Source organism: Limnohabitans sp. TEGF005 (genome assembly GCF_055394835.1).
In genome coordinates this window covers 1,089,699-1,109,412 of record NZ_AP029226.1, presented here as the reverse complement: position 1 = coordinate 1,109,412, position 19,714 = coordinate 1,089,699, and the positions used below count along the sequence as shown (strand labels likewise).

General features: G+C 58.9%; 14 protein-coding genes and 4 tRNA genes. 3 read left to right on the top strand and 15 right to left on the bottom strand.

Annotation, left to right across the window (positions count from 1 at the left end; genetic code table 11):
• Nucleotides 1–7: 7 nt before the first annotated feature.
• The 10 genes from ACZ5RG_RS05315 to ACZ5RG_RS05270 form a co-directional block, all read right to left on the bottom strand.
• A tRNA-Cys gene (locus ACZ5RG_RS05315) sits at nt 8–81 on the bottom strand.
• 80 nt (nt 82–161) lie between these two features.
• Nucleotides 162–237: transfer RNA gene (locus ACZ5RG_RS05310), tRNA-Gly, on the bottom strand.
• A gap of 183 nt (nt 238–420) precedes the next feature.
• A tRNA-Gly gene (locus ACZ5RG_RS05305) sits at nt 421–496 on the bottom strand.
• Nucleotides 497–592: 96 nt separating this feature from the next.
• Nucleotides 593–3,016 carry an endopeptidase La gene (gene lon, locus ACZ5RG_RS05300; RefSeq protein ID WP_312261864.1) on the bottom strand — a complete coding sequence of 808 codons (2,424 nt, stop codon included), beginning with the start codon at nt 3,014–3,016 and terminating at the stop codon, nt 593–595.
• 100 nt (nt 3,017–3,116) lie between these two features.
• The gene (gene clpX, locus ACZ5RG_RS05295; RefSeq protein ID WP_019428829.1) at nt 3,117–4,382 is read right to left on the bottom strand and encodes an ATP-dependent Clp protease ATP-binding subunit ClpX; all 1,266 of its coding nucleotides are present in this window, start codon (nt 4,380–4,382) and stop codon (nt 3,117–3,119) included.
• Between the two features lie 108 nt (nt 4,383–4,490).
• The gene (clpP, locus tag ACZ5RG_RS05290; RefSeq protein WP_026036449.1) at nt 4,491–5,099 is read right to left on the bottom strand and encodes an ATP-dependent Clp endopeptidase proteolytic subunit ClpP; all 609 of its coding nucleotides are present in this window, start codon (nt 5,097–5,099) and stop codon (nt 4,491–4,493) included.
• A 122-nt stretch (nt 5,100–5,221) separates the two neighbouring features.
• Entirely contained in the window at nt 5,222–6,535 is a 1,314-nt protein-coding gene (tig, locus tag ACZ5RG_RS05285; protein ID WP_298596184.1) for a trigger factor, read from the bottom strand.
• Nucleotides 6,536–6,599: 64 nt separating this feature from the next.
• Nucleotides 6,600–6,686: transfer RNA gene (locus ACZ5RG_RS05280), tRNA-Leu, on the bottom strand.
• 115 nt (nt 6,687–6,801) lie between these two features.
• A complete protein-coding gene (locus ACZ5RG_RS05275) occupies nt 6,802–9,957 on the bottom strand; it encodes an efflux RND transporter permease subunit (RefSeq protein ID WP_298596186.1) in 3,156 nt (1,051 codons plus the stop codon).
• A 4-nt stretch (nt 9,958–9,961) separates the two neighbouring features.
• Nucleotides 9,962–11,137, bottom strand: a complete 1,176-nt coding sequence (locus ACZ5RG_RS05270; protein ID WP_409418276.1) for an efflux RND transporter periplasmic adaptor subunit — start codon at nt 11,135–11,137, stop codon at nt 9,962–9,964.
• An 81-nt stretch (nt 11,138–11,218) separates the two neighbouring features.
• On the opposite strand from ACZ5RG_RS05270, the gene ACZ5RG_RS05265 reads away from it, so the two are divergent.
• Nucleotides 11,219–12,301 (top strand): phytoene/squalene synthase family protein, encoded by a 1,083-nt coding sequence (locus ACZ5RG_RS05265; protein ID WP_464447968.1) that lies wholly within the window; start codon nt 11,219–11,221, stop codon nt 12,299–12,301.
• 31 nt (nt 12,302–12,332) lie between these two features.
• Nucleotides 12,333–13,172 carry a presqualene diphosphate synthase HpnD gene (gene hpnD, locus ACZ5RG_RS05260; RefSeq protein WP_464447967.1) on the top strand — a complete coding sequence of 280 codons (840 nt, stop codon included), beginning with the start codon at nt 12,333–12,335 and terminating at the stop codon, nt 13,170–13,172.
• Between the two features lie 25 nt (nt 13,173–13,197).
• Here the strand turns inward: hpnD and ACZ5RG_RS05255 are convergent, their stop codons facing one another.
• Both ACZ5RG_RS05255 and ACZ5RG_RS05250 read right to left on the bottom strand, forming a co-directional pair.
• Nucleotides 13,198–13,848 carry a glutathione S-transferase family protein gene (locus tag ACZ5RG_RS05255; RefSeq protein ID WP_464447966.1) on the bottom strand — a complete coding sequence of 217 codons (651 nt, stop codon included), beginning with the start codon at nt 13,846–13,848 and terminating at the stop codon, nt 13,198–13,200.
• A gap of 67 nt (nt 13,849–13,915) precedes the next feature.
• Nucleotides 13,916–14,614: an HAD family hydrolase gene (locus ACZ5RG_RS05250; protein WP_298596195.1), complete on the bottom strand. Its 699-nt coding sequence runs from the start codon at nt 14,612–14,614 to the stop codon at nt 13,916–13,918.
• A gap of 18 nt (nt 14,615–14,632) precedes the next feature.
• Here ACZ5RG_RS05250 and hemH point away from each other — a divergent pair, with 18 nt between their 5' ends.
• The gene (gene hemH, locus ACZ5RG_RS05245) at nt 14,633–15,733 is read left to right on the top strand and encodes a ferrochelatase (RefSeq protein ID WP_464447965.1); all 1,101 of its coding nucleotides are present in this window, start codon (nt 14,633–14,635) and stop codon (nt 15,731–15,733) included.
• Between the two features lie 54 nt (nt 15,734–15,787).
• Here the strand turns inward: hemH and ACZ5RG_RS05240 are convergent, their stop codons facing one another.
• The 3 genes from ACZ5RG_RS05240 to ACZ5RG_RS05230 are packed head-to-tail and all read right to left on the bottom strand — an operon-like array spanning nt 15,788 to nt 19,706.
• Complete coding sequence (locus tag ACZ5RG_RS05240; RefSeq protein WP_464447964.1) at nt 15,788–16,417, bottom strand: HAD-IA family hydrolase; 630 nt, start codon at nt 16,415–16,417, stop codon at nt 15,788–15,790.
• A gap of 14 nt (nt 16,418–16,431) precedes the next feature.
• Entirely contained in the window at nt 16,432–17,487 is a 1,056-nt protein-coding gene (locus ACZ5RG_RS05235) for an ABC transporter ATP-binding protein (protein ID WP_464447963.1), read from the bottom strand.
• A 17-nt stretch (nt 17,488–17,504) separates the two neighbouring features.
• Entirely contained in the window at nt 17,505–19,706 is a 2,202-nt protein-coding gene (locus tag ACZ5RG_RS05230; RefSeq protein ID WP_464447962.1) for an ABC transporter permease, read from the bottom strand.
• Nucleotides 19,707–19,714 lie beyond the last annotated feature (8 nt).

The following is a 19,714-nucleotide window of genomic DNA, read 5'->3' as shown; positions in this document are numbered from 1 at the left end:
TTTTATCTGGAGGCGCGACCCAGAGTCGAACTGGGCTAGACGGATTTGCAATCCGTTGCATAACCGCTTTGCTATCGCGCCAGAATCAAAATCATGCTGACAAAAATGGGAAGCTGGTGCTTCCCATTTTTTTGAAAGACGTTGAAACTTCTTTCAATGTTTGGAGCGGGAAACGAGACTCGAACTCGCGACCTCAACCTTGGCAAGGTTGCGCTCTACCAACTGAGCTATTCCCGCATTCTAAGCCTTGAATTATACATCGAGAAAATGCAGTTTTCTCCATCACGGGAATCAAAAAACCATGTTCTTGGTCAATCGAAACGCCGAACTTGAGGGCACCATTTTTGAGACCCAACAAACAAAAAAGGGAAGCGATTGCTTCCCATTTTGCTGAAAGATATTGGTACTTCTTTCAATGTTTGGAGCGGGAAACGAGACTCGAACTCGCGACCTCAACCTTGGCAAGGTTGCGCTCTACCAACTGAGCTATTCCCGCATTTCAGTGAACTTGGCATTGTATGCTTTGTTCGCTGCGTTGGATGAATTGTAATGCAGATTTCAGGGCATTTTGAGGTGCCCCGAAAAATTTGCATCAATGTTTTACAGCATCCACTTTGGCTGTGGCTGCCACGGCGGGCACAGCAGCTGCGGCGACCTCTTCGTCACTCAATGGCACTGGTTTGGCTTCCAAAGCAATGTCCAAAACTTGGTCAATCCATTTCACAGGCACGATCTCCAAACCATTTTTGACATTCTCAGGAATGTCTTGCAGGTCTTTGACGTTGTCTTCTGGAATCAACACGGTTTTGATACCACCGCGCAAAGCGGCCAGCAGCTTTTCTTTCAGGCCACCAATAGCGGTCACTTCACCACGCAACGTGATTTCACCCGTCATGGCGACATCTGCACGCACGGGGATGCCTGTCATGGCCGACACCATCGCTGTTGTCATGGCCGCACCCGCGCTCGGGCCGTCTTTGGGCGTTGCCCCATCAGGAACGTGGATGTGCAGGTCTTTCTTTTCAAAGACTTCGTCCTTGATTCCCAACAAACGCGATCGGCTGCGCACCACGGTGCGGGCTGCCTCGACAGATTCTTTCATCACATCGCCCAGCGAACCGGTACGGGTGATGACGCCTTTGCCAGGCATCAAAGCCGCCTCAATGGTTAGCAAATCGCCGCCCACTTCGGTCCACGCCAAACCCACCACCTGGCCAACCTGGTTCTTTTGCTCGGCACGGCCGTAGCTGTACTTGCGCACGCCCAGAAAGTCGTTCAGGTTGTCAGCGTTCACCACAACCTGTGGCTTCATTTGCTTGAGCAGCAAGGCCTTGACAACTTTGCGGCAAATTTTGCCCAGTTCGCGTTCGAGCGAACGCACACCTGCCTCGCGAGTGTAATAACGCACCACATCGCGCACAGCGTCTTCGGTCACGTTCAACTCGGCATCTTTCACACCGTTGTTGGTCATTTGCTTGGGCAGCAAATACTTCATGGCGATGCTGGTTTTTTCGTCTTCGGTATAGCCAGACAAACGAATGACTTCCATGCGGTCCAACAGGGCCGAGGGAATGTTCATCGAATTGGACGTTGCCACAAACATCACATCGCTCAGGTCAAAATCGACCTCAACATAGTGGTCACCAAAGGTGTGGTTTTGTTCGGGATCAAGTACCTCGAGCAACGCGCTTGATGGATCACCCCGGAAATCCGTGCCCAGTTTGTCGATTTCATCGAGCAAGAAAAGCGGGTTTTTGGTACCGACCTTGTTCAGGTTCTGCAGCACCTTGCCGGGCAACGCCCCGATGTAGGTGCGGCGGTGGCCGCGAATTTCGGCTTCGTCACGCATGCCGCCCAGGGCCATGCGCACGTATTTGCGACCCGTGGCCTTGGCAATAGATTGACCCAGCGAGGTCTTGCCCACACCCGGAGGCCCAACCAGACACAAAATGGGGGCCTTGACCTTGTCAACGCGTTGCTGCACAGCAAGATATTCAAGGATGCGGTCTTTGACTTTGTCCAAGCCAAAATGGTCCTGGTTCAACACGTCTTCGGCATTGGCCAGGTCATGCTTGAGCTTGGTTTTTTTGCCCCAGGGCAGGCCAATCAACACATCCAGATAGTTGCGCACCACCGAGGCTTCGGCCGACATGGGCGACATCAGCTTGAGTTTTTTCAGCTCGCCTTCGGCCTTTTTACGGGCCTCGGCAGACATCTTGGCCGCTTTGATCTTCTTTTCGATTTCTTCGATGTCAGCGCCCTCTTCGCCTTCGCCCAGTTCTTTCTGGATGGCTTTGACCTGTTCGTTCAGGTAAAAGTCGCGCTGGTTCTTTTCCATCTGGCGCTTGACGCGACCCCGGATGCGCTTGTCAACATTCAGGATGTCAACCTCGTGCTCCAACTGGGCAAACAGGTTTTCCAAACGCGCCTTGATGCTGGCCAAATCCAGAACCTGCTGTTTGTTCTCGAGTTTGAGCGGCAAGTGCGCGGCAATCGTGTCCGCCAATCGGCCCGGATCGTCGATGCTGGAGATCGAGGTCAGGATCTCGGGTGGGATTTTCTTGTTGAGCTTGACGTACTGGTCAAACTGCTGCATCACAGCACGGCGCAGCGCTTCGATTTCGCTGCTGGGCTCTGCCTGCTCGGCCGATGGTTCAACCGGGGTGACCGTGGCCACAAAGTGCGCCTCGCCATCGACAATCGACTTGACCAAGGCGCGCTGCTGGCCTTCGACCAACACCTTAACGGTGCCATCAGGCAGTTTGAGCATTTGCAAAATGGTCGAAACACAACCCACTTCGAACATATCGTCCGTAGCGGGCTCGTCCTTGGCGGCGGTTTTTTGGGCCACCAGCATGATGCGGCGCTCGGCGGCCATGGCCGATTCGAGGGCCTTGATGCTCTTGGGACGCCCCACAAACAAAGGAATCACCATGTGAGGGAAAACGACCACGTCACGCAGCGGCAACATGGGCAGTTCGATCGGGGTGGGCGGTAAAGGTGTGTGTCCAGACATGTGTGTCCCTCAGGTCAATTCAGCTGCACATGGATGCTGCGGCCGCGATTTCAACCCATCCAAGAAAAAAGGGGCTCCATCGCGGTGCTGCGCATGTGGGTCAGGCCTGTTTGGCCGACTCGCGGTAAACCAGCAGCGGTGGCTTGTTGTCATCGATGACGGACTCGTCCACCACCACTTTTTCAACATTGACCGCATTGGGCAATTCAAACATCGTATCGATCAAGGCCTGCTCCATGATGGACCGCAGACCACGGGCACCGGTCTTGCGGGCCAAGGCCTTGCGGGCCATGGCTGCTAGCGCGTTGGGGCGGACTTCGAGCTCCACGCCCTCCATGGCCAGCAGTTTGGTGAACTGCTTGACCACTGCGTTTTTGGGCTCGGTCAAAATTTGCACCAAAGCATCTTCGCTCAGCTCAGCCAAAGTGGCCACCACAGGCAAACGGCCCACCAGCTCGGGAATCAGACCAAACTTGATCAGATCTTCGGGCTCAACTTCATTGAACACGTCCGTGATGGAACGTTGCTTCTTACTCTTGACTGTTGCACCAAAACCGATGCCACCAGACTCGGTGCGGTTTTCAATGACTTTTTCAAGTCCGGCAAATGCACCGCCGCAAATGAACAGGATGTTGGTGGTGTCGATCTGCAAAAAGTCTTGATTGGGGTGCTTGCGGCCGCCCTGCGGAGGCACGCTGGCCATGGTGCCTTCGACCAGCTTGAGCAAAGCCTGCTGAACGCCCTCACCCGACACATCACGCGTGATCGAGGGGTTATCGGACTTGCGGGTGATCTTGTCGATCTCATCGATGTAGACGATGCCGCGCTGGGCACGCTCCACATCGTAATTGCAGGTTTGCAGGAGTTTGGCGACGATGTTCTCGACGTCTTCACCCACATAACCCGCTTCGGTCAAGGTGGTGGCATCGGCCATAACAAAAGGCACGTCCAGCATGCGTGCCATGGTCTGTGCCAGCAAGGTCTTGCCAGAACCCGTGGGGCCGATCAGCAAGATGTTACTTTTGGCCAGTTCGACGTCGTCTTTCTTCGCACTTTCTTTGTGCTTGAGGCGCTTGTAGTGGTTATAAACCGCCACCGCCAGGCTTCGCTTGGCCTTTTCCTGGCCAATCACGTAGTTGTCCAAGTTGGTCTTGATGTCCAGTGGAGTAGGCAAGCCTTCTTTGGCCCCATCGGCCACAGTCGTGGTGGCCAGTTCATCGCGCACGATGTCGTTGCACAAGTCAATGCATTCGTCGCAAATGAAAACCGATGGACCTGCAATCAGCTTTTTGACCTCGTGCTGGCTTTTGCCGCAAAAGGAGCAGAACAGGTTTTTCTCAGTAGTTGAGCCTTTTTTATCGGCCATAAATGTCGCCTCGGAATCCGGAATTCATCAATGATAACGAAAGAAAAACGGCGCTCACCCGTTCAAGGTAAACGCCGTCAGCCAGGGAGCCGGATGAACCGGCCGCCCTCAAGCGCGTTTGGAAATGACTTCGTCCACCAAACCGTAGTCTTTGGCTTCGGTCGCAGACAGGTAATAGTCGCGCTCGGTGTCAAGCTCAATCTTTTCCAGCGGCTGGCCCGTGTTCTCGGACAAGATGCGGTTGAGGTGTGCACGGGTCTTCACGATTTCACGGGCAGCGATCTCGATCTCTGTGGCCTGACCACGGGCACCGCCCAGAGGCTGGTGAATCATGATCTTGGAGTTGGGTAGCGAAAAGCGCTTGCCCTTGGCACCCGATGACAGCAAAAACGCGCCCATGCTGGCGGCCATGCCGTTACACAAGGTGGACACATCGGGCTTGATGAAGTTCATGGTGTCGTAAATCGCCATGCCGGCGCTCACCGAGCCACCTGGCGAGTTGATGTACAGCGAAATGTCCTTTTCGGGGTTTTCGCTCTCCAAAAACAGCAACTGGGCGACGATCAGGTTGGCCATGTGGTCATTGACCTCACCCACCAAAAAGATCACGCGCTCTTTGAGCAAACGCGAATAGATGTCGTAGGCGCGTTCGCCACGTCCCGACTGCTCAACGACCATGGGTACCATGCCCAAATTTGTGATTTCCAGTGCGCTCATCATTTCTCCAAGAATGTCACAGATGACTTTAACCCGAGTTTTCAACCCACCAAAGAGATGGGGCTTGTTTGCCAGACTGCAAGCCCGGCACAAGCCCCATTCTCAATAGAATCAAAGTTCTATCAGGCTTGTTGGCCCATCAGCTCTTCAAAAGTGATGGCTTTTTCGACCACTTTGGCCTGGGCCAGGACGAAATCAGACACATTGCTCTCGATGACCACGGCTTCGACTTCGGCCAAACGCTGGTTGTCGCTGTTGTACCAACGCACCACGTCATCGGGACGCTCGTAACTGGCGGCCAGTTCTTCGATGTGGGCTTTGATCTGTTCTGGCTTGGCGTGCAGTGTGTTGCCACGCACGACTTCGGCCACGACCAGGCCCAGGCGCACGCGCTGCTCGGCTTGAGGACGGAAGATGTCGTCAGGGATTGGGGCTTTGTCGGCGTCCTTGATGCCGCGTTGCTTCAAGTCAGCGCGGGCGCCGTCTTTCAGGCGCTCAATTTCGGACTGAACGATCGACTGGGGCAAGTCCAGCTCGGCCTTGGCCACCAAAGCGTCCATGGCGGCTTGCTTGTTGCGGGCCAGCAAGCGGAATTTGACTTCGCGCTCGAGGTTTTTACGGATATCAGCACGCAGACCTTCAACGGTCGCATCGGCAATGCCCAAAGACTTGGCAAGTGCTTCGTTGACTTCAGGCAGGTTGGCCGCTTCGAGTTTCTTGACGGTCACCATGAAGTCGGCTGTTTTGCCAGCCACGTCTTGGCCGTGGTAGTCGGCAGGGAAAGCCAGCGGGAAAGTCTTGCTTTCGCCAAACTTCATGCCACGCACGGCATCTTCAAATTCCTTGAGCATCTGGCCGTCGCCCAAAATGAACTGGAAGTCTTCGGCTTTGCCGCCAGAGAACACTTCACCGTCGATCTTGCCTTCGAAGTCGATGGTGGCGCGGTCGCCGTCTTGCGCAGCGGCGTCTTGGGCACGCTGGGCAAAAGTGCGGCGCTGCTTGCGCAAAATATCTACGGTCTTGTCGATGGCGGCGTCAGAGACTTCGGCGGTCAGTTTTTCAACTTCGGTATCGGCCAAATTGCCCAGCTTGACTTCGGGGTACACCTCAAAAATGGCTTCGAAGTTCAACTCGCCTTCAGGTGCGCCTTCTTTTTCAGAGATGCGGGGCTGACCGGCCACACGCACTTTGGCTTCGTTGGCGGCCACAGCAAAAGCTTCGCCGACTTTGTCGTTCAGAACTTCGTACTGAACCGAGTAGCCATAGCGCTGGGTGACCACATTCATGGGTACTTTGCCTGGACGGAAACCGTCCATCTTGACGGTGCGTGCCATTTTCTTCAGGCGTGCATCCACTTCAGACTGGATGGCCGTCACGGGCACAGTCAGGGTGATCTTGCGTTCCAGCTTTTCAAGGGTTTCAACAGTCACAGTCATCGTCGTTCTCGGTTAATTGAATGTCTCTCAGGCCGCTGGGTTGCCCCTTTGGCCAAAAGTCGGTTGGTGCGCGGGGCGGGACTCGAACCCGCACAGTGTTGCCACCGTCAGGACCTAAACCTGGTGCGTCTACCAATTTCGCCACCCGCGCAGGTCCAAACAAAAAGGGCGTCAGGACCGTCAGTCGGCACAAAGCCGCCTGACGCACCTGACCGCCCGGTTGAAATCGGTCAACTTTCTATTTTAGCCGCTTCAATTGGCCAAATTCAGGCACGGGCTTCATTTGGGCGTGGAATCCTGAACCAGGCCGCGTACATCGCAGGCAGCGCCAGCAGTGTGAGCGCCGTGGCCACGATCAAGCCGCCCATGATGGCGACCGCCATAGGGCCCCAAAAGATGCTCCTTGACAGGGGAATCATGGCCAAAACAGCCGCCGCTGCCGTGAGCACAATCGGGCGCAAACGCCGCACGGCCGACTCGACAATGGCTTGCCAAGGCGCCACGCCAGCGGCACGGTCTTGCTCAATCTGGTCGATCAAGATGACCGAATTGCGCTGAATCATGCCCATCAGCGCGATCACACCCAGCAAAGCAACGAAGCCAAACGGACGGTTCAACACCAGCAAAGCACCCGCCACGCCGGCCATGCCAAGAGGGCCTGTCAAAAACACCAGCATGGCACGGCTGAAACTTTGCAGCTGCAGCATCAACAGCGTGAAGGTGATGAAAAGCATGACCGGGACACCTGCCGCAATCGAGGCCGAGCCCTTTGAGCTTTCTTCCACCGCGCCCGCCACCTCAATGCGATAGCCACTCAGGCCCTGCCCTTGCCATGTGGCTTCGGTCTTTTTCAGAGAGGGCAGCAATTGAGACGTGACCGTGGCCCCCTGCAAACCTTCGGCGATGTCTGCTTGCACCGTGATGGCGTATTGACGGCCTTCGCGCCACATGACGCCGGGTTCCCAAGCAAACACAGGGTTGGCGACTTGCAGCAATGGTATGGACCGCCCAGACGCAGTGGCTACATAAGCTTGCCGCAGATCGGACAAGGCATCGCGTTCGGCCAAGGGTTGGCGCAAAACGATGTCGATCAACTTGTCACCCTCGCGAAATTGGCCCACCGTCGAGCCACTGAGCAAGGTACGCGAAGCCTGCGCAATCGACTGGCTGGTCACGCCCAAAGCGCGGGCTTTGGCTTGGTCCACTTCGAGTCGTACCGACTTGACCGACTCGTTCCAGTTGTCGTTCACACCCCGGGTGTTGGCGTTCAGGCGCATCTCGGCTTTGATCTCGTCGGCCTTCAGACGCAACACCTTGGGGTCTGGCCCCACCACACGAAACTGCACCGGGTAAGGCACGGGCGGGCCGTTGGGCAGCAACTTCACGCGGCCACGCACCTCGGGGAACTCTTGCGCCAGCAAAGCGGGCAGCTTGGCACGCAACACCTCGCGGGCTTTCAGGTCGTCAGGCAGCACGATGAGCTGCGACACGTTGGTCTGAGGAAACACCTGGTCCAGTGGCAAATAAAAGCGCGGCACGCCCGAACCCACCCAAGCCGTGACGGACTTGACACCGTCTTCTTGGGCCAAGCGTTGCTCAACGCGTTTGGCCATGTCCTCGCTGGCCTTGAAGGGCGAACCCTCGGGCAGCCACAAATCCACCATGATTTCGGGGCGGCTGGAGTCAGGGAAGAACTGCTGCTGCACCTTGCCCATGCCGACAATGCCCATGGCAAACAAGAACACGGTGATGCCAATCGTCTTCCAGCGGTGTGTGACACACCAGGTCACCCAAGTGCGGAAATGCCGGTAAAAGGGTGTGTCAAACATCTCGGCCGAATCCAGATGCTCGGCCGACACGGCATGCGCTGGCGGCTTCAACAGCAAAGCACCCAGATAGGGCACAAAGTAAACCGAAGCCACCCAGCTGACCAGCAAAGCCACCACGGTGACCGCAAAAATCGCAAAAGTGTATTCACCGGTCATGGACTTGGCCATGCCGATCGGCAAGAAACCCGCAGCAGTGATCAAGGTGCCCGTGAGCATGGGCATGGCCGTGAGCTCATAGGCAAAGGTGGCTGCGCGTACCTTGTCGTAGCCCTCTTCCATCTTGCGCACCATCATCTCCACCGCGATGATGGCGTCGTCCACCAGCAAACCCAGGGCAATGATGAGCGAACCCAGCGAGATTTTGTGCAAGCCAATGCCAAAGTAATGCATGGCCAAAAAGGTCACCGCCAGCACCAATGGGATCGTGATGCCCACCACCAGGCCAGGCCGGATGTCCAGCGTCCAGCGCCGCCACAAGGGGTTGTTGCCTGGCCGCTTGTGCAGGCCCAGTGCCAAAAAGCTCACCGCCAGCACGATCACCACCGCCTCGATCAACACTTTGATGAATTCATTGACCGAATTGGACACTGCGCTCGGCTGATCTTGGACTTGCGTCAGGATCATGCCCGCAGGCAAGGCGGCCTCCATGTTGGCCACTGTCTGGCGCAAAGACTTGCCCAAAGCGATGATGTCGCCGCCCTTGGCCATGGACACGCCCAGTGCGATCACCTCCTGACCCTCATGGCGCACCTTGACAGACGGCGGATCCACGTAGCCACGGGTCACGACGGCGATGTCCGACAAACGGATTTGGGCTCCCGAGACGCCGCGAATCGGCATGGCCTGCAAGGCCTCCAGGCTCTGAAACTGCCCTCCCACACGCACCTGCACCACATCCACAGGTGACTGCAAACTGCCCGCCGATTCCACCGCGTTTTGCTGACCCAGCTGCGCCAGTACCGCGCCCATGTCCAGGCCCATTTGGGCCAGCTTCTTTTGCGACACTTCAATAAAGACTTTTTCGTCCTGCGCACCAAACAGCTCGACCTTGGCCACATCAGGCACGCGCAAAAGCGACTGGCGCAGGCTATCGGCCTGGGTTTTGACCTCTGCCGCCGTAAAGCCCTGACCACTCAAGGCATAGATGACGCCATAGACATCGCCGAATTCGTCATTAAAAAACGGTCCCACCACGCCAGGCGGCAAACTGCCACGCATGTCGCCGATTTTTTTGCGCACGGAATACCAGACCTGGGGCACATCGCCCGGCTTGGAGTTGTCCTTGATCTGGAAAATGATCTGCGCCTCGCCCGGCTTGGAATAACTGCGGATCTTGTCGGCAAAAGGCACCTCTTGGAGGGTTCGCTCCAGCTTGTCGGTCACCTGCTCGGCCATTTGCTCTGCCGTCGCGCCCGGCCAATAGGCCCGCACCACCATCGCCCGAAAAGTGAAAGGTGGGTCTTCGTCCTGCCCCAGTTGAAAATAAGACGCCATGCCCAGCACCATCAGCACCACCATCAGGTAGCGGGTCAGGGCCGGGTGCTCAAGCGCCCAGCGCGAGAGGTTGAATTGGGTGTTGTCAGTACTGCTCATGCGATCACCGTTGCGCTGTAGATGCAGGAGCTGATGCGGGTCCGGCAGGTGCAACTGCTGGCGCTGCGCCACTGGCAGCAGCGCCATAAACCGTGACTTTCTGGCCAGGCGACAGGACATGCACACCTGCGCTCACCACTTTTTGCCCGGGCTTCAAGCCAGACTGAATGACCACCTCATTGCCATCGACCATGCTCACTTCTACTGCTTGGGTGTTCACCGTCATGCTGGCCTCATCCAGTACCCAAACCACAGTGCCTTGGCCTTCCTGGCGCAATGCGCTGGTGGGCAACTTGATCACCGCGGGCTGACTGCCTGGCAAATGGGCCGCCAACACGTTGACCGTGGCCCCCAAAGGCAATCGCTCCGAGGCGTCCAGCGCCAGCTTGACGGCATAGGTGCGCGTGACCGGATCGGCGCTGGCCGCCAATTCGCGAACTGTGCCTTTCAGGGGCTGCCCGGTACTGACCAATGTGGCTTGCATGCTCTGGCCCACTTTGAGGGCCAAGGCCATCTTCTCAGAGACCGCAAACACCGCATCACGAGGACCATCGTGGGCCAGGCGCACCACAGGCTGACCTGCGGAAACCACCTGACCAACTTCAGCTTCAACCGCCGTGACGACTCCAGCATGGCTGGCCGTCAAGCGGGTGTAACCGGCTTGGTTGCTTTGAGCCTGCGCCTGCGCTTTGGCCTGATTCAGGGCCGCATCGGCCGCTTTCAGTGTGGTGTCGCGCCGTTCCAACTCGGCACCACTGATGAAGTTTTGCGCCTTCAAGGCTTCATAGCGTCTGAGTTCTGCCGCCGCCAGATCGCGCTGGCTTTGCGCCGCACTCACCTGAGCCAATGCCGCTTGCGCAGCCAATTGGTAGTCTTGTGCGTCAATTTGGGCCAGCAACTGGCCTGCGTCCACCCGCTGTCCCTGCTCGGCAGGGCGCTGCACCAGTTTCCCACCCACACGAAAACCCAGTCTCGACTCAACCCTTGCCCGCACCTCGGCCGAATATTCGCCCTCGACATTCAATGCACTACCCGCCACCGTGATCAACTTGACCGATCTCAACGGCTCTTTGGGTGGTTCTGTTTTGGAACACGCCACCAAAGTACTCACACACAGAGCGATCGCGCACAAACGGAAAACTCGCCCAGTGGCGAGTGACAAAGTTGAAGACATGGGCATTCCCGAGAAAATAATAATGACTGACTGGTTAGTAATCTATTCAAAGTCGTCCGGTCTGTCAAGCGACAATAGCGATTGACCATGCACATCACCACTTTATTCGAGCGCAAAAAGCACAGCGTCATGAGCACGACACAGCGCCAAATCTTGCGCGGCGTGTCTCGCTCGTTTGACTTGACCATTCGCCTGTTGCCGGGCACTTTGCAAGCGCCAGTGGCCATTGCTTACCTGCTGGCCCGTGCCACCGACACCGTGGCTGACACCACCACCTTGCCTCTGGCAGAGCGTCAAGTCTTGCTGGATCTCATGACGAAAGTCATCACCGCGCCGGGCGCATCAACCGAACACCACAGTGAACTGGCCCGCCTGACTCAAGCTTTTGCCGCGCAACAAACCGACCCGCACGAACGTGCCTTGATGCAGGCCCTGCCCCAATGCCTGCCATTGCTGCAAACGCTGGGCGAAGCCGATCAGGCCAGCGTTCGTCTGGTGCTGAGCCACATCACCCAAGGCCAGCAACAGGACATGGCCCGCTTTGGCCACGGCCCACAAACCATTCAAGCCCTCGACACAGAAACCGAGTTGGCGGACTACACCTGGCTGGTGGCTGGCTGCGTGGGCGAATTCTGGACAGAACTGTGCGGTCGGCATCTGCCCGGTTACGCCCGCCTGCCTCAAGCCGAGATGATGCACATCGGACGCCAATACGGCATGGGTTTGCAACGCCTGAACATCGTGCGCGACGTCGGTGCCGATCTGGCCGCCGGGCGTTGTTATTGGCCCGTTGAGACTTTGGCCAGCGTGGGCCTGACCCCGCACATGCTGGCCCACGCCGCCCAAACAGGCCACATCGAAACGCTGCAAAAAATGGCACCTCTGTACACCCAGTGGCTGGACCGCACCCAAGCACAACTGGCCGATGGCATGCGCTACGCCCTGGCCCTGAAGCCCTTGCGCCTGCGCGTGGCCACGGCTTTGCCCGCACTCATCGGTGCACGCACCGTGGCACTGCTGCGCCAAGCTGGGCCCTCGGCACTGACCCGGCGCGTGAAAATGCCGCGCCATGAAATGCGCCGTCTGATGTGGCACATCACCGTGGGCTGGGCTTCGCCCTCGGCGCTGGAGAGCCAATTCCGACAATTGTCCGGTGACACCCCGGCTTGAGCGCTGCATTTGGGTGCGAAAATCAGCGCCCATGAACCCGCAAGACTACGTCCAGCAAAAAGCCGCCGCATCAGGCAGCAGCTTCTATTACGCCTTCCTGTTTCTGCCCCCAGAACGCCGCGCGGCCATCACGGCCTTTTATGCGTTTTGCCGGGAAGTGGACGACGTGGTCGACGAAATCAGCGACCCTAGCGTGGCCGCCGCCAAACTCGGCTGGTGGCAAAAGGAAGTGCAGCAAGCCTACGCAGGCCAGCCCACCCACCCGGTCATGCACGCCCTGATGCCGCTGGCCCCTGCTTTTGGCATCGAAAGCCGTCACCTGATGGCCGTGATCGAAGGCTGTCAGATGGACTTGAACCAGACCCGCTACCTCGACTTTGCGGGCCTCACAAAATATTGCCACTTGGTCGCGGGTGTAGTGGGCGAAGTCGCCGCCAGCATCTTTGGTCAAACGGATGGGGCCACCACCGCCTATGCACACAAGCTGGGGCTGGCCTTTCAAATGACCAACATCATTCGCGACGTGGGCGAAGACGCGCTGCGCGGGCGCATCTACCTGCCGCTGGACGAACAGCAGCGCTTTGGCGTCAAAGCGCAAGATCTGATGCAACGTACTTACTCTGACGGCTTCACCGCGCTGATGAAGTTCCAAACCGAACGCGCCCATGCCCTGTATGACGAAGCCCTGGCCTTGCTGCCCGCCGCAGACCGACGCGCACAAAAACCGGGCCTCATGATGGCCAGCATCTACCGTACCCTGCTGCGTGAGATCGAAGCCTCGGGATTCCAGGTGCTGCACCAGCGCATTGCGCTGACACCTCTGCGCAAGCTGTGGCTCGCTTGGAAGATGCAGGCGCTGGGACGTTTCTGAACGCCCTGCGCACGATCACCTCGATTTACTTCATGCCCCGCGCCTGCTTGTGTGCAGGGCGCTCTGCGCAAGCATGCAGCCAAGCCGACACCCTCGGGTGTTGCGCGAGCAGCCCCGCTGCCGGGCGAATCCAACTGGCCACACTGGCCACGCACACATCGGCCACAGTAAAGCGGTTGGCGGCCAGGTAAGCCTCACCTTTGGTGTGTTGCGCTTGAAGGTGCTCTTCCAGCACCGCCAGAGGTACTTTGATGCGGCTTTCGGCTTGATCGGCGAGCTCGGGTTTGCGTTGCGCTTCGGGCATGACCATGCGGTGCATCAGCACGGTGAGCGCGTCTTTTTCAAGTTCGGACACCGTCCAAAAGCCCCATCGCAGGGCTTCGGCTTCTTCACGGGCGTTGGCAGGCGCGATCGAGAGACCATCGGCTTGGCCATGAACGCGGGCGATGTAAAGGGCGCAGGCCATGCTCTCCCAAACGGTGACCGCGCCTTCGGGACGCTCGTCCACCACAGCGGGGATGTGGCCGTTGGGGTTGATCGCCAAAAATTCGGGCGAGCGGGTTGCGCCACCGGCATAAGGCGTGGCGATGTGCTCAAAAGGCACACCCAACTCCAACGCCGTCCAAAGGGGACGCACGGCGCGAGAGGCACCAATGCCGTAAATTTTCAATGTCATGTCAACCTCCAGATTGCTCACGCTGTGCAGCGGCCTTATTGGGGCTAAAGCTGCCGACCTAAAAATCTCATTCGCGCCAACAGGCGCACAGCGCGTGCAAGTCTCGCACCTCCAGGTGCGGGCGGGTGTCGCCGTGGCTCCAGTCGTGGCCTTCGCGGTTGAGCCAGGCCACTTGCATGCCTGCGGCCAGCGCACCCACACAGTCGGCGTGCGCGTCGTCACCGATGTGCAGCACCTCGTGCGGGGCAACGCCTGCGGCCTCAGCACCCGCCAAAAAAACGCGCAAGTCAGGTTTGGCGACGCCCATCGACTTGGCGCTCACACTGGCGTGAAAGTGCTGGCCAATGCCCACGCGGTGCACATCGGCATTGCCGTTGGACAGCGCCACCACCGGGTATCGCTGGCTCCAAAAAGTCAAAGCGGGCAGCGCGTCGTCAAACAGGTCGACCCGCTGGCGCTCGGCAAAAAAGACCTCGAATGCGGGCTCAGCCAAATGGGTCGGGTCACCGGCTTGCAGCAGCAACGCACGAATGGCTTCCAGCCGCAAAAAAGACAGGTCGTGCGCCCGGTCGGCATGGCGGGCATTGATCTCGGCCCGCACGGCTTTTTTGACCTCAGACTGTTTGGACAGTGCCGCCGTGGCAGGCGCATGCTGCATCAGCCAGTCGGTCAATACCACCTCGGCGCGGTGGATGGTCGGCCAGACGGGCCACAAGGTGTCGTCCAGATCAAGGGTAATGGCGCGGATGCGGGAGATGTCAAGCATGGTGAGGGAGAATACCGCATGGCATTCAACAAAGAACCCTCCTTCCAGCATGGGCAGCCCGGCGCCCATTCGCCCCGCACCGCCGTGATCTATTGCAACCTGGGCACACCCAGTGCGCCCACGGCCCCGGCCCTGCGGACCTACCTCGCCGAATTTCTGGGGGACAGCCGCGTGGTTGAGATCCCCAAGCCCATCTGGTGGCTGATCCTGCACGGCATCATCTTGCGCGTGCGCCCTAAAAAATCGGCCGCCAAATACGCCAGCATCTGGACCGAGGGGGGCTCGCCGCTCAAAGTATTCACCGAACAACAAGCCCAATCGCTGGGCACCGCCTTGCAAGAGCGCGGCCACAGCGTGACTGTGCGTTACGCCATGCGCTACGGTCAGCCGTCCATCCCCGAGCAACTGAATGAACTCAAGGCCCAAGGCGTGCAGCGCGTGTTGATCGTTCCAGCCTACCCACAATACAGCGGTACCACCACGGCCAGCGTGTTCGATGCCGTCTACCGCTGGGGCCTCAAAACCCGGCTGATCCCCGAGATGCGCTTTGTCAACCACTATCACGACGACCCGCGCTACATCAACGCACTGGCCCAAACGGTGCGCGAACATTGGGCTGCCCACGGCCAAGCCGAAAAGTTGGTGATGAGCTTTCATGGCGTGCCCGAGCGGACACTGCACCTGGGCGACCCCTACCACTGCGAATGCATGAAGACCGGCCGCCTGCTGGCCGAAGCACTGGGCCTGAGCAAAGACCAATACAAACTGACCTTCCAATCCCGCTTTGGCAAGGCCAAATGGCTGGAGCCTTACACCGAGCCGTCACTGATTGCCATGGCCGAGCAAGGTGTCAAAAAGGTTGATGTGATCTGCCCAGGGTTTACGGGCGACTGCCTGGAAACGCTGGAAGAAATTCAGCAAGAAGCGCATGAAGCGTTCTTGCATGCGGGCGGCGAAAGCTTCAGCTACATCCCCTGCCTGAACAACAACGCGCAATGGATCGAGGCGCTTGCCGACATCAGCTTGGACCACATGCAGGGCTGGGATTTGTCAGCACCCGATGCAGCGGCACTGGCTGCTAGCCGTGCGCGGGCGTTGGCCCACGGCGCCAAAGCTTGAGCTCAACTTTTTCGCAGGAGCGATCTTTGCAAGAGATCGCTCTTGCGGGATAAGTCAACCCGCTAAATACCCCTGCCCCACCAACGCCGCCCTCACTTGCGCAGGCGTTTCAAAACGGATACCTTGCCAGCCGTGCTGTTCAGCGGCGTCGATGTTGTGCTGCACATCGTCGATGAACACAGGCTTACCGCGCAGAGGCCAGCGGGCCTGTGCGGTGGCAAAAATATCGGGCAGCGGTTTGATCTGTTGCACATGCGCTGAAAAAATACCTTCTTCAAACTGGCTGAAAAAGCTGTTTTCACGCACCAGATGATCGGCATAGCTTGCGGGCATGTTGGACAAAAAGTACAGCCGATGGCCTTGCGCTTTGAGGTCGTGGATCAGGTCCACGGTGCCTTGCATGGGCAACAGGTGTGCTGGGATGTTGGCAATCAGGTGCCGCAAATCGGCCTCGGCGAGACCGGTGCGGGCTGCGATGCGCTGGGCCAACGGCTCTGGATCGATGCGCCCGAGGTCAAACAAGGCCCAATCGGCATCGGGATGAAAAGTCTGAAAAATCTCACCCGACCACTGCTTTGCCACCGCCTCGTCGGTCACTTGCTTCGGAAAAAGCGTTTGCAATACCACCAACGGCTCCCAGCGAAAGACCACACCGCCCAGATCAAACACGACGTCTTGGCTCATGACTGCACTTTCTTTCAAACCGCCACCACCGAGACGCCTTGCCCCGGCAAACTCAGGGCCAACACCTGGCCGATGCGCCAGTCGCGCTCGACCTCAGGCGAGACCACAAAAACCGGACCCAGCTCGGTCTCGAATGTCAGCTCGAAAAAGCTGCCCAGATAGGCACATTGCTTGAGTTGCGCAGGCAACATTTGCGCGGGCTGTTCGCCGCCGGCCAGTTCGCGCCCCACCAGCCAGGCTTCAGGGCGCACCGCTGCCCGAACCGCACCAGATGCCACCGGATGGCGAGGCAACAAACGCAGTGGCCCCAACTGCACCGAACCATCGGCTAGGGACTGGCCGTCAAACAACACCGCCTCGCCCATGAAGCCCGCCACAAAAGCGGATGCAGGCCGTTCGTACAAGTCTTGCGGCGTGCCCGCCTGCGCGATGCGCCCGGCCTCCATCACGATGATCTGGTCACTCACCGCCAACGCTTCGCTTTGGTCGTGCGTGACATAAGCCACCGTCAGGCCCAGGCGCTGCTGCAGGTGGCGAATTTCGTCGCGCATAGACCGGCGCAGCCGAGCGTCGAGATTGGACAAAGGCTCGTCAAACAACAAGACGGATGGCTCCAACACCAGGGCCCGAGCCAGGGCCACGCGCTGCTGCTGCCCGCCCGACAGCTCGCTGGGCAGGCGCTCTTCGTAGCCCGCCAGGCCCACCAGCGCCAAGCTTTTGTGGGCGCGCTCCAAAGCCTCTGTTTTGTGCACACCGCTCACATCCAGCCCGTAGCGCACATTGCCAATCACGTTCATGTGCGGGAACAGCGCATAGCTCTGAAACACCATGCTCACGTTGCGCTCGGACGGCCCCAAGTGCGTTACATCCACACCGTCAATCGAAATTAGTCCGCCCGTGGGCGCTTCCAGCCCGGCGATCATGCGCAAGGTGGTGGTTTTGCCGCAGCCCGAGGGGCCAAGAATGGTCGTCAGGCTGCCCTTGGGTACGACAAAGTCGATGCCCTGCACCACCAGCGGCGAATCTGCACCGCCATAGCGCTTGGTGACTTGTTTGAATTGAATGCCCATCGCTTTAAGTCCTTGTTTCAAGCCGGGGTGGATGCAGCGGTTCGGCGACCCAATTGCCGCTGGCCCACCAACTTTTGAATGCCCCAGGTGATGACAGACATGAGCAGCATCAGCACGGTGCAATAGGCCAGCGCCACGCCGTAGTCGCCATTGCCCACGCGGCCAATGATGTAAGTGGTGGCCAGCTCGTACTGCGCCGTGACCAAAAAGATCACCGCCGATACCGTGGTCATGGAGCGCACAAAGCTGTAGACCAAGGCGGCCACCAGCGCAGGCTTGAGCAGCGGCAGTACCACTCGGCGCAGCGTGGTGAGCGTGCTGGCCCGCAGCATTTGCGAGGCTTCGTCCAGTGAGCGGTCGAGCTGCTTGAAGGCCGCCGTACCCGCCCGCACGCCCACCGGCAAGTTGCGGAACACAAAGCACAGCACGATGACCAAGCCGGTGCCAGTCAGCTCCACCGGCGGCACATTAAAGGCCAGGATGTAGCTCACACCCAGCACCGTGCCCGGAATGGCAAAGGTCAGCAACGCAGAGAACTCAAACGCCGCCTTGCCCCGGAACTCGGTGCGTGCCAGCAACCATGCCATGAGCAAGCCCAGGCCCGCACAAATGGGCGCGGCCATGGCAGAAAGGCTGAGTGTGGTGAACAGCGACTTCCAGGCGGTGCCTGCAAACACCCAGCCAAACTCGCCCAACTGCACATCAAACGCAGTTTTAAAGTGCCCCAGCGTGAACGTGAAGTCGCGCCCCCAGGTCTGCACAAAGCCACCCGCAAAGGCAAACAGGTACACCACCACAGTGAACAACAACCATGGCCCTGCGATGCTGCGGCACACCCGTAACACGGCGGGCGGCAAAGCCATGGCCACGCCTGCGTCGCCCTTGCCCGAGACCGTGGTGAAGCTGCTGCCAGCCAACACCTGGCGCTGAACAAAAAACACCGCCAGCGCAAAACCAGTCAACACCAACGCCAACGCCGCCGCCATGCCGGGGTCAAGCGCCGCGCCCACGATGGCAAAAAAGATTTCGGTGGACAGTACCGCATACTGCCCGCCCACGATGATGGGGTTGCCAAAGTCGGCCATGCTCTCGATGAAGCCCACCAAAAATGCGTTGGCCAGACCGGGCTTGAGCAGGGGCAACGTCACCGTCCAGAAGGTTTGCATGCGGCTGGCACGCAGAGTTTGCGCGGCCTCTTCCATGCTGGGGCTCACGCCCTGCACCACGCCGCGCATGATCATGAAGGCAATCGGCGTGAAGGCGAACATCTGCGCCAGCCAGATACCGAACACGCCGTAAAACCAGCGGCCCGGCTCAACGCCAAAAGCCCACTCAAGCGCCTGATTAAAAAGGCCCGCACGGCCAAACAGCAAGATCAAACCCAGCCCCACCACGAACGGCGGTGTGATGATGGGCAGCATCGCCAAAATGTTCAGCGGCTTAGCCAGACGCGTGTTGCCACGTTCGGCCCACAACGCCAACAGGGTGCCCATGACCGTGGTGCCAGTGGCGGTGATGAACGCCAGCCACAAGGTGTTCCAGGCCACACCGCAGCGCCCTGCCCCTTGCACACAGCCAAAACCCCAAACCCGTTCAGTGGCTACCCGTTCAAGCAGGTGCATCCAGGCATAAGCGCCGGTGTCGTCCACCCAGGCAGCCACCAACGAGCGCAGCACCGGGTACACCACAAACAGCGCGAGCAAGGCGCTGCACAGCACCACAGCAGAGGCCACAAACACATCACCCCGAAACGCGCCCAACCGGGCCAGCGCCGCGCCCAACAACACCACAAGGCTAAACAAAACCAGGGCAGCGCCCCAGCCCATGCCGTATTGGCCTGTGGGCAAGACGCCCCACAGGGTGGTGAGCGATTCAAATACCCAGCCTGTAGCCCCAATGGCAAACCCGCTGCTCAGCAAGCCCAGCAAACCGATCAGGCTGCCCAGCAACAACAGCCAGCCTTGAGTGCGGGCAGTCCAAGGCACCAGCACTGCCAGCCCGCACACCAGCAAGCCCGCCAATCCCGACCACAGCCAAGGCCGTCCATGCCCGCTCGACTGCACCCAGCCACTGGCCGTTTCGGCGCCTGCCCAGATGCCAGGCAAAGCGTCCATCAGGGACATTTGTTGCAGAAAATACCAAGGCAGCAGCGCAAAGCTCAGCAGGCCCAAAAGCACCCAGCCTTGCAAAGCGCGCTGCAAACGCAGCGCTGGATTCATCTCAGTTT